The following is a 10,977-nucleotide window of genomic DNA, read 5'->3' as shown; positions in this document are numbered from 1 at the left end:
GCCTGTGCCGCTCGACGGTCCGTGCGCGAGCCGAAACGCTCGCGCACGGCGTCGCTCATCGCGCGGCTGTCACCTTCTTCACATCCACGCTGTGGAGCCGTCGGGGCGCACCGGGACCTTCCGTTTCCAGCTGACCCAATCGTCGGACTTGAGCGCGGCCTCGTCGATCTCGATGCCCCACCCGGGGCGGTCCGGGCGCAGCTCGAGGTATCCGTCGACGGGGAGATAGGGGTCGGGGCACCAGGACACCTCGTCGGGTTTGTACTCGAGGATGCCGAAGTTGGTCGTCGCGGCCGCGAAGTGCACGTTCGCCGCCGTCGCGAGTGGACCGAGCGGGTTGTGCGGGGCGACTGGGACGTAGTGCGCATCGGCGATGGTGGCTATTTTGACCATTTGGGTGAGGCCTCCGACGACGCAGATGTCCGGTTGCACGATGTCGGCTCCGCCCGCGCTGAGCAGCGCCAGGAACTCATGGGGGGTGTACAGGGACTCCCCGGTCGCCAGTGGCACCGCGATTTCGGACCGGATCCTTCCCCAGGCGGGGATGTGCTCGGGCCGTATGGGCTCCTCGAGGAAGAGCGGCTGGTTGGGGGCGAGCGCGGCGCCGACTTCGACCGCCTGCCGTGGTTCCCACAGACACGCGTGCGCGTCGAAGGCGAAATCCCACTCCGCGGGGTGGCTGTCGCGAACCTCGCCGAAGTACTCGCCCAGCTCGCGGACCATGAGTCCGAACCGGGTCCGGTGCGGCTCCGTCCGGTAGGGGCTCAGTTTGAACGCGGTGAAGCCGAAGCGGTCGTGCAACGCCGCGGTGGTCTCGGCCAGCTCCGCCACGTCCGGCGCGGAGTACAGACCGGCGTAGACACGCACCCGGTCGCGTACCGCACCGCCGAGCAGCTGGTAGACCGGCACCCCCAGGGCCTTGGCCGCGATGTCCCACAGCGCGTGGTCGATGGCGGCGATGGCGGCCAGGCCCAGCGCTCCCTGAGGGAAGCGGCTGGACTGCAGGAGGAACTGGTTGACCCGGCTCGGGGACCCGGCGTCCATGCCCTTGATCTGGTCGAACAGATAGTCGAGCAGGGGCGGGTAGGCCAGGTCCGGGCCGTGGTTGTACACCTCCGACCACCCGTCGACGCCGTCCTCCGTGCTGATCTTGACCAGCACTCTGGGGCGGTCGCCCACCCGCTGCCGGAAGGTCCGCAGCGATTCGATCCTCATGCCACCCGCTCCTCAGCCACGCCGGCCACCCGGGGCACCGCGGAGCGCCACGGCGCCATGGACTCGGTGACCTCGCGGGCGAGCGACTCCGACAGCGGATGGCTGGGTGGACGGACGTCGCGTCGACACAGACCAAGCTGGTACATGGCCTCCTTCACCACCGACACGTTGTTGGCCGAGGCGTCGCGGGACCGCAGTTCTTCGAAGTGGCGGATCCGCGCCCAGACCCGTCCGGCGGCGCTGTAGTCACCGTGCCGGAGCGCCGTGAGCAACTCCAGGGACACGGCCGGAGCGAGGTTGACCAGGCCCGAGGTGAAGGCCCGGGCCCCCGCCTGCCAGTAGGCCGGGGCGTACGACTCCGCCAGGCCCGCGAGCCACAGCAGGCCATCCGCTGCCTGCGCCTTCGTGGTGGCGAACACGACCGGATCGGGAGCGGAGTACTTCAGCCCGACCACGTTCGGCGCCCGTTCCACCAGGCGTGTGATGTGGGCGCCGGTGACTGCGCGATGGGTGAGGTAGGGCAACACCCCGATGTCGGGCACTGCTGCCGCGACCCTCGCGTTGTACTCGACCCAGCCGTCCGCCGCCAGGTACGGCAGGACGGGTTGATGAACCATGATGGCGTCCGCTCCCGAGTCGCGGGCGAAGTGTGCGTCGGCGATGGCCGTCTCGAGGTCGAGCCCCACTCCGGCGATGATGGTCGTGCCGCTCTCGCGAGCCGAGAGGACGCAGGTCAGAACGTGTCGGCGTTCGTCCGGGGAGAGTGCGTAGAACTCACCGGTATTGCCGTTGGGTGTCAGCACGGTCACGCCGTTGCGGATCAGGCGTTCCGTCAGCGCGACGGTCAGATCGTGGTCGACCGCACCGTCCTCGTCGTACGGAACGACGGGGATCCCGACGACGGTGGAGAGTCGCTCGACCAGACGGGCGGCATTCAGCGAGGCGTTCACGAGGTGGTCCTTTCGCGGTTTTCGGCAGGCTCCGCAGGAAGGTTTGGCTGAAGAGTGACGGGCTTGACGCGCACCCAGAACAGGTAGATGGCCGCGCTGACCAGACAGCTCGCCGCCGCGCCGAGCAAAGGGCCCACGTAGGACCCGTTGCTCGAGGCCAGGAACAGTCCGATGGCGATGGGGCTGAGCAGGTTGCCCACCTGGGAGCCGAAGTTCTGGAAGCCGGCCACCGCACCGACGCACTCCGAGGAGCGCGCCACTTCCGCGGGCAGGCTCAGGATCGCCGCGCCGGCGAAGGAGTGCGCGGCGCTGCTCACGGTGAGCACGACCATCAACATCAGGTTGCTCTCGATGAACGGGGCGAAGCCGATGCAGGCGCTCAGGCCGAGCCCGGAGACGATCGGAATTTTCCGGGCCATGTTCGGAGAGCGCCCGGACGCCAGCATTCGGTCGGACACGATGCCGCCGAGCACGGTGGAGCCGATCGCGATGAGGGACGGAATCCAGCCCACCATGCCGAAGTCCTCCTCGGAGAACCCGCGATCGTCGAGCAGATAGCTGGGATACCAGGTGAGGAAGAACGCTCCGGCGAGTGAGCGGAACACATAGCCGATTGTCAGAGCCCACACCTGAGGGTCGTTCAACAACTCCCGCCACGGCACATCCGTATCGGCCGATTTCGCGGCGACCGTGGTGCCCTGATCGGATCGAATGTGTGCCAGTTCGGCCGCGGAAACGCGGGGATGCTCCTCGGGGTCGCGGTAGACGGCGGCCCAACCCACCAGCCACAGCAGCCCGGAGACACCGATCACGACGAATGACAGGCGCCAGCCGCCGAAGAGCGTCAGCGCCGTCACCACCGGGATGGACAGCGTTGTGCCGATCTGCTGGCCCATGTCGAACAGGCTCGACGCGAAGGCCCGTTCTTTGCGTGGAAACCACCGCGAGACGACCTTGATGTTCGCGGGCTGCACCGGCGCCTCACCGATACCCAGGCCGAGGCGGAACACAATGACCGACCCGATGCCCCGTGCGAAGGCCATCAGCGCCGTCCAGATCGACCACCAGCCGACCGCGATGGGGTAGATGATCCTCGGGCCGAAACGGTCGAGCAGCCACCCGGAGGGGATCTGGAACAGCGCGTACGTCCAGAAGAACGCCGACAGCATGACGCCCTGCATGGCAGAGCTGATGTGGAACTCCTTCGACATATGGGGCATCGCCACGCTCAGTGCGGCGCGATCGAGATAGGCGATTGTGAGGCCGAGCGCCGAGAAGCCGACGATCGTCCAGCGCATGCTGCTGCGTTGCCGAGAAGGTGATCTCCCGGTTTTGGACAAGGGCAGGCTGAAAAGGGGCACCATCGCTCCCGGAGTTGGGTAGGCTCCCCTAAGAGGGAGCATCGGAACTCTCTGTCGCGGCCCGGGATCTTGGCGGTGAACGGGCCGCATCTCTCTTTTTCAGTGAATAAGCGGCTGCTGCTGCTTTCTGATCGCGCGCATCTGAGGCGCCCCACAAGCGGACATACAGGTCATAGGGTCCCCGATCTCTGCAAAGCTGGCCTCGTATATGACGTACGATGCGCGACGCGATGAAGGTAGGAGCGTCCCAGGAGATTCGTCAACGCTTTTGACAAAATTCCGTCCTTGACGGACCGTCGGACGCAGCCCGGCGGGTTCAAGCTGCCGTACGGACACTGACCTGCGTGTTCGGTTGTCTACGAACGCGTCCGGCGCAGGAGCCCCGACTACTGCGTGTGCGACTGCTCGACGCGTGGCCGCTCGCGCAGGGGCGGCGCGGCCGGGGGCGCCGGCTCGAGATGCACCCGCTCGAGGCGCGCGCTCTCCGGCTGGGCCAGGTACGTGACGAGCCGTGGCGGCCGGTAGCCGGAGTCCTCGTCGTAGCGCTCCTTCGCGGTCGTGGCCAGGTACTCACATCCGCTGGCGTGTCCGTCCTTGCCCGTGGCTTCGCCTATGGGCCGGTGGAAGGGCTTGGCCAATCGGTACAGCCCCTCCCGGGAGACGTGCGGAGGGGCCATCGGATCGGGTGCGACCTTGAAATCGACGCTCTCGCCGGGGGTTATCCGGCTGGGACCGTCGGAGCTGATGGCTCCGGGCTGGAACTCCAGGCCGTATTCCCGGGCCCGGTCGACCATCCACAGCAAGGCGATGTCTGACAGGGATGCCTCGGTGTATCCGCCGCCGACGTCGCAGTGCACACCGCTGAACCACACCTGCTTCAACTCCTGCCCTTCGGCCCCGGGCTGCTGATGCCAGAGTGTCGGCTCAAATGCCGCTCGCTGCTCGTCAATGGCCAGCGCATGGAAAGCGCCGTCTACCCGGGTGCTGAGCTTGGTGTCGTGGAATTCCCAGGTGCGGTTCAGCCACCTCACGGCGGGCTTGAGCCAGCGGGGTCCGAGAACCGGGACGCCGAGGGCGCCGACGGTGTCCCACACACCGATGAAGCGGACCCGCGGGTCGTGTGAGTACGCCCGGCGGAACAGGCTGGACGCGACACCGCTCGGTCTGTCGGCCGAGCTTCGGTACAGGGCCCACGCCTCGTCGATCCGGTGGGCGTTCTCCCGCCGCAGGATGCCGCAGTTGCGCACCATGCCGGCGGCACTGCGGGCGGTGAACGCGCCCCTGCTGAACCCGAAGAAGTACAGGACGTCGCCGGGTTCGTAGTTGTCGACGAGGAAGCGATAGGCATCCAACACATTGCGGGACAGCCCGACACCGAACGCGCCGCCGCGCAGGCGGTCCCACCGGCTGGTGCCCACACCACAGTGGTAGTAGACGCACTGCCGGTTCCCGGCCGAGTCCTCGGGAGCCACGGCCAGGGCGAGTTTGGTGACGTTGGTCGGGCAGGGTTGCCTGTCTTCGGCCTGATCGGCCGTGTTCCACGTGCCGTCGCAGCACACAATGAGACGTTTGGGCATGACAGCCATCCTCCCGTTCGTTCGGAGGACCTGAGGCAACGGTTACCGCCCCGCCCCGGCGGGGCTGAAGTCGGGATACTCGATTCTGGCCATCCGAACCACCAAGTCTAAGTTCGGCACGACGCGACGAACTACGGAACGCCGCGCGCCAACGAGCCTTCTTCCGCGACCTGTTCGCCTCCGCCAGCCTGGAGGTCCGCCCCCAAGCCGGGCGGACCGACCCTGAGCACCTCCTTCCCTGCCCGCTCACCGAGGCCGACCGCTCAGGTCACCGCGGCTCGCGGTGTCACATCAGATAGGGGCCGGCACTGCCGATCTTGCCGGGGCCGTTCAGTACGTAGACTCGAAGGTTGCCCTTGCCGGGGGCCGCGATGGACAGCGAGCCGTTGGAGACGTTCTTCGTGTCTCCCGTGACGGCGTCGGTGTAGGTGCCGTTCGGAATGCCGGTGAAGGTCCCGCCGCCGGTGACGGTGACGAGCGCGAAACGGTCCGTGTCACCGCTGGTGTAGCGGCGTTTGAACGCCATCTGGCCGGAGACGCCGTCAGTGGAGTACTGGCCCATCCGCAGGGCCGGAATGGCCCGGCGGATCTGGTTGAGCCGTTGGAGGTGCTTGACCAGGGGCTGGGCAAGGGTGGTGGCGACCTCACCGGTCGCGGAGTCGGTCTTGCCGAAGTCCGAGGCGGTGACCGTGCCGGCCAGGTGGTCGCCGTAGTACGCGCGTCCGGTGGAGGCCAGGGGGGGGGCAGGTGGGGCCGCAGTCGATCTGCTTGCCTTTCTGGAACTCGACTTCCGAGCCGTAGTACAGCGTCGGTATGCCGCGGTTCCATTTGTCGTTGACGAAGGCCGCGACCTCGCCGAAGACGAAGAAGTTCCTCGCCGCGTCCGCGCCGAATTTCTGGGTGACGCGTTCCTGGACGGCGGGCAGGAAGCGGTGGTTCCAGGTGACGCGCGGGATGTGTACGGCCGTGTCGAGGCGGAAGCCGTCGACGCCCATGTCGATGTACTTGTTGTAGGCGCCGATCAGGTAGTTCTGCACCGGGGTCGACTCGGTGTCGAAGTCGGCGAGGTCCTCGTGCAGCCAGCAGGATCGGGAGTCCTCGCCCTCCCAGTTGCCGATCCAGGTGCCCTTGGCATGAGCGGCGTTGATCAGGTCCTGGTAGGAGGCGCCGTCCGGCTCCAGGTGCGGGTCCACTTTGTAGAAGTCGTAGCCGTGGTAGCCGTGGTAGTCGTAGTCCGAGCGGTTGAGGACCACAGGGGTGACCCAGACAGCTGAGAAGCCGAGTGCCTTGATGTAGTCGAGTCGGTCGACCAGGCCCTTGAAGTCGCCGCGGAACATGGGGTCGTTGTTGGTCGCGTTGCCGGACTTCACGTGCTGGCTGCCGCCGCGGTTGTTGGAGCTGTCTCCGTCGTAGAAGCGGGCGGTGAGGACGAAGTAGACGGGGTCCTTGCGGGGGTCGGTGCCCAGCGGGGCGCCGGGGCCGGTGCCGGTGTCTTCTCTCCGGTGGTCGCGGTGGCCGCCGCGGAGGCGGGGGAGGTGTTGCCGGCCGCGTCGATGGCCTTGACGGTGTATGTGTAGGTGGTCTTCTCCTCGAGACCGGTGTCGGAGAAGACCGTTGAGGTGACGTCCGTGACGACCGTTCCCTTGGTGCCGCCGGTGCGCGTGACCTGATACTTCGCCACGCCTCTGTCGTCGGTGGCCGCTTCCCAGCTCAGGACCACGGAGGTGTTGGTGGCGCTGGCCGTCACCTTGGTGGGTGCCGTCGGGGCCTGGGTGTCCGGGGTCTCCGCCGCGCACGGGTCCTTGGCGTCGGCGGTGACCGTCCTGTCCTTCACCGTCGTGGTGCCGGTGGGGAGGGTGTAGTCGGAGCTGTTGTTGTTGTCCCAGACGCCGTTGCCGTTGTTGAACGCGGCCTTGAGCGATGAGGCTGTGCCGACGTCGAGTGTCTTCTTCCACCAGCTGGTGCAGGCAGGCTCCATTCCGACGCCCGGGACGGCGGTCCAGGAGCCCCCGCCGGGCGCGTAGTGGATGTTGGTGGTGGTCCAACCGGTGGTGGCCGTCGAGTAGTGGACGGTCGCTTTGTTGCCGGAGCCGTTACCGGTGTCGGCACACGGGTCGCTGTGGGCGATCACTCCGTCCTTGACGCTGACGGTTCCGGTGCCGAGGGCGTAGTTGTCGCCGCCGTTGTTGCCCCAGGTGCCGCTGCCGTTGTTGAAGGTGGCCTGCAGCCCGGCGGCTGAGCCGAGGTTGACGGTCTTCTTCACCCAGTCCGTGCAGGCGGTCTCCATCCCTACCCCGGGGGCGGTGGTCCAGGCGCCGCCGTCGGGGGCGTAGTGCAGGTATGCGGAGGCCCAGTTCTTCGTCTTCGTGTAGTAGAAGACGGTCGCCGTGTTCGACGTGTCGGCGGCGGTCCGTACGGGGGTGGGGCGGGACTCCGACGGGCCCGTCACCAGTCCGAGCACCCCTGCCGTCACGACGGCTGTGGCGAGCGTGCGCCGCAGTGGATGTGGTCGTCTGTCTCCCGGGGGCGTCGTTCGCCGAAGGAAGAACCGGTAACTTGCCGCAAACTCTTTCAAGGGAAGCTACAGGGACATGACAGCCGGGTAAAGGGATCCCGCTCCGTGGACGCTCCGCCTTCCCCCGCTCTGCTCACAGGGGCAGTTCGGACGTCAGCTTGATCTTTTGCATGGGGATCTCCGTCTTGACGCTCTGGACGCCCTTGATGCGCGTCAGATGGTCGATCTGGAACTGTCGATACGCGTCAAGGTCGGCCGCCACCACGCGGAGGAGGAAGTCACAGTCCCCGGCCATCAGGTGGCACTCGACGACCTGGGGCAGGAGCTTCACCTGCTCCGTGAAGTGGTCGACGGTGTCGGTGTCCTGGCCCGTCAGCCAGACACGCGCGAAGACTGTCAGCCCCATGCCGATCTTCGCTGCGTTGAGCAGCGCGACGTAGCGCTCGATCACGCCGGCCTCTTCGAGAAGCTTCACCCGGCGCAGACATGGCGAGGGCGACAGACCCACTTTCTCCGCCAGGTCGACGTTCTGGATCCGGCCGTTCTCCTGTAGTGCCCGGAGAATTCGACGATCGATGCTGTCCAGCTCTCTCATGGTGACCAGTCCTTCCTGTCGATGAGGCAGCCAATGCCGGCGTAGGTCGATACAAAAGCATCTGATGCCAATGAAACGCGGCAACGTAGCAAGAAATGCAATCGACTGCCATCCGTTTTGGCCTAGGCTGCCCCCAAACGCCGTAGGAGCGGAACGGACCCTGCGCAGCCGACTCGCCGGCTTCGCCGTCGTCAGCTCGCGCCGCGGCGAGGGCGCTCTCCACCTCCGGCCGTTCACGATCGGCCCTTCGCGAGACAAGGAGTTTTGACCATGACACACCGGGCACAGGGCCCCGACCCCTGGCCGGACGAGGAGGTCGGCTTCGTCGGGCTCGGAGGCATGGGACAGCCCATGGCGCTCAACCTGGCCAAGGCCGGCACACGGCTCGTCGTCTGGAACCGGTCCGCCGAGCGTGCCGAGCCGCTGCGGGCCCTGGGCGCGAGCGTGGCGGCCGACGTCGACGAGGTGTTCGCGCGTACCCGCCTCGTGATCGTCATGCTCCTCGACGAGGAGGTGACGGACGCCGTGCTGGGGCGTGGCACGCCCGGGTTCGCGAAGCTGGTCTCCGGTCATGTCGTGGTGTCGATGGGCTCGGTCGAGCCCGCCTACTCGCGCGAGCTCGCGGCCGACGTCCTCGCCGCGGGCGGGCGGTTCGTCGAAGCCCCCGTGTCCGGCTCGAAGAAGCCGGCCGAGGCCGGCCAGCTGGTCTCGCTGCTCGGCGGCGACCCGGACACCGTGGCCGAGGTCCGTCCCCTGCTCGCGCCGATGTGCCGGGAGACGCTGTTCTGCGGTGCGGTGGGCACCGCGCTCCTGATGAAACTGGCGGTCAACCTGTATCTGTGCACCATGCTGGTCGGCCTGGCCGAAGCCGTGCACTTCGCCGGCCGGCACGGGCTGGACCTCGGCATGTTCCAGGCCGCCATCGACTCGGGCCCGATGGCCTGCGATGTGACGAGGGTGAAGATCCCGATGCTCATGGAGCGGGATTTCTCGGTGCAGGCGGCGACATCCGACGCCTTGGCCAGCACCCGGCTCATCGCGAACGAGGCGCGCGCCGCAGGAGTGTCGTCCCCGCTCCTGGACCTGAGTAGCGACCTCTACGGCGAAAGCGTGCGCCTCGGAAACGCCCGGCTCGACATGGTGTCGGTCATCGAGGCCATCGAGGCGCGCACCGAGGCGCTCGGCCGTCCTTCGGACGTACCGGCAACTCGCTGACCCCTCCCGCCACAGTGACAGGGCGTGTCCTATGGCGAGAGGGCCCAAGGGGCGTCGTTGGGATCACCCCGGGCCGAGGTGATCCCAACGGCACCTCCTAGCCGCCGAAGGTCACGGAGAGTCTGCCGTCCGCGGCGAAGGACCACTTCAGCGCGCCGCTGTACGACGAGCAACGAGACCCGTTCGTGCCGGACCAGAACTGGTTCGATGCGTCGGCATCACCGATGGTGCGGTCTTTCGTCCCGCTGCCGCTGCGGCACGACACGTTGTCACGGAACACCGAAGTGCCACCGTCGAAGGAGAAGTTGCGCTGGGCGTTGTCGATGCCGATGTTGCCCGACACCGACATGTGGCCGGGGTTGCTGTTGTAGGTGAACCCGTGCTTGCCGTTGTGGTAGGCGATGCTGCGCCGGATGATGTGGTCGACAGCGATGTCCGAGCCGCCGAGCTTGAAGCCGTTGCGGTCACCGTTCGAGGCCTGGGAGCCGTCCGAGAGGGTGCCGTTGCCGAAGGCGAGGGAGTCCTCGATGGTCACCGGGCCGATGGGACCGGTGTCCGTCTTGGTGTAGAGGTCCCAGCCGTCGTCGATGTTGTTGTGGGACACGGCGTAGCGGAACACGTTCCCGGAGCCGACCGTGAGTTTCGCGGCGAACCCGTCCGCGTCCTCGCCGTCGGAGTCGGCATTGTCATGCGACTCCGAGCTCAGGACGAGGTTGTTCGACGGCCACTGGTCGCGGGGGGTGCTGGAGGCGATGCGCGAGATCTGGAGCCCGGTGTCGTGGTTGAAACGCGTCACCGTGCGCTCGATGATGTTGTTGCTGCCTCCGACGAAGATCCCATTGTCACCGGCGCGCTCGACGGTGATGTCGTAGAGGTGCCAGAACGACCCGTTGACGGCGAGCCCGCGGTTCGCCGGGTCCTCGCTCATGGCCGCGAAGTTCAACACCGGCCGCTCGCCGGGGTAGGCCGACAGCTCCTTGCGGGCGCTCGAGGTGCCGTCGTTACCCGGTGGGATGGTGACCGTCTGCGAGAGCTTGTAGGTCCCGCCGCGCAGGTAGATCGTCCCACCGGGGCTGATTCGGGTGATCGCCGAGGCGAGTGTCGTCGGAGAGGACTCCGTCCCGGGGGCGCTGTCACTGCCGTTCGGCGACACGTACAAGGCGTTGCTGTTGAGGGATGCGGCCTGCGAGACGGACGGAGGGACCGCGAGCAGACCCGCCGACGCGAACACTGCCACCGCCGCGGCGGCAAGGACGCCGCGTGCGCGGCGTGCGCCGGCGGGCGCGGGGGCCTGCTGCCGCAGGGCAGGGGAAATCCGAGTGTGCTTCATGGCGCTGGGACCTCCTGTTGTGGGGGCTGCCGTGGGGGCGGCACGCAGCTCATGAGAGCGGTTGCTGATCGCTGTCTGTCCTCAGAGGGGCAGGATTGAGTGCGTCCTTACAGGTGACGGCCATCATGCACATTGCAAAATAGCAAGCGCTTGCCGGAGCGTCAACGCCCGCCGCCGCGCTCGTGGCGCCAGACGGCTCGACATGACCCCGACGGGCTC

General features: G+C 67.3%; 8 protein-coding genes and 1 pseudogene. 1 reads left to right on the top strand and 8 read right to left on the bottom strand.

All coding sequences use genetic code 11. The features are described from left to right. Positions 1–78: 78 nt before the first annotated feature. From ACWY4P_RS02075 to ACWY4P_RS02045, 7 genes and pseudogenes are all read right to left on the bottom strand, one after another. Entirely contained in the window at positions 79–1,215 is a 1,137-nt protein-coding gene (locus tag ACWY4P_RS02075) for a mandelate racemase/muconate lactonizing enzyme family protein (RefSeq protein ID WP_456208354.1), read from the bottom strand. After that, complete coding sequence (locus ACWY4P_RS02070; RefSeq protein WP_456208353.1) at positions 1,212–2,165, bottom strand: dihydrodipicolinate synthase family protein; 954 nt, start codon at positions 2,163–2,165, stop codon at positions 1,212–1,214. Before ACWY4P_RS02070 ends, ACWY4P_RS02075 begins: the two co-directional genes overlap by 4 nt. Further along, positions 2,162–3,463, bottom strand: coding sequence for an MFS transporter (locus ACWY4P_RS02065; RefSeq protein WP_456208352.1), 1,302 nt, complete (start codon positions 3,461–3,463; stop codon positions 2,162–2,164). Before ACWY4P_RS02065 ends, ACWY4P_RS02070 begins: the two co-directional genes overlap by 4 nt. 449 nt (positions 3,464–3,912) lie before the next feature. Further along, positions 3,913–5,103 (bottom strand): DUF2235 domain-containing protein, encoded by a 1,191-nt coding sequence (locus ACWY4P_RS02060; protein ID WP_456208351.1) that lies wholly within the window; start codon positions 5,101–5,103, stop codon positions 3,913–3,915. A gap of 286 nt (positions 5,104–5,389) precedes the next feature. Further along, the gene (locus tag ACWY4P_RS02055) at positions 5,390–5,665 is read right to left on the bottom strand and encodes a hypothetical protein (RefSeq protein ID WP_456208350.1); all 276 of its coding nucleotides are present in this window, start codon (positions 5,663–5,665) and stop codon (positions 5,390–5,392) included. A gap of 313 nt (positions 5,666–5,978) precedes the next feature. Beyond that, positions 5,979–7,603 (bottom strand): annotated as a pseudogene (locus tag ACWY4P_RS02050) (carbohydrate binding domain-containing protein); the annotation flags it as partial. 148 nt (positions 7,604–7,751) lie between these two features. Continuing rightward, a complete protein-coding gene (locus tag ACWY4P_RS02045) occupies positions 7,752–8,213 on the bottom strand; it encodes an Lrp/AsnC family transcriptional regulator (RefSeq protein ID WP_456208349.1) in 462 nt (153 codons plus the stop codon). A gap of 270 nt (positions 8,214–8,483) precedes the next feature. Between ACWY4P_RS02045 and ACWY4P_RS02040 the strand changes: the two genes are divergently transcribed. After that, positions 8,484–9,428, top strand: a complete 945-nt coding sequence (locus tag ACWY4P_RS02040; protein WP_456208348.1) for an NAD(P)-dependent oxidoreductase — start codon at positions 8,484–8,486, stop codon at positions 9,426–9,428. Positions 9,429–9,525: 97 nt separating this feature from the next. On the opposite strand, the gene ACWY4P_RS02035 is transcribed toward ACWY4P_RS02040, so the two are convergent. Beyond that, a complete protein-coding gene (locus ACWY4P_RS02035) occupies positions 9,526–10,758 on the bottom strand; it encodes a right-handed parallel beta-helix repeat-containing protein (RefSeq protein WP_456208347.1) in 1,233 nt (410 codons plus the stop codon). Positions 10,759–10,977 lie beyond the last annotated feature (219 nt).

The sequence above is a fragment of the Streptomyces sp. LZ34 genome (assembly GCF_053890475.1).
This window is presented reverse-complemented; position numbering and strand designations above follow the sequence as displayed.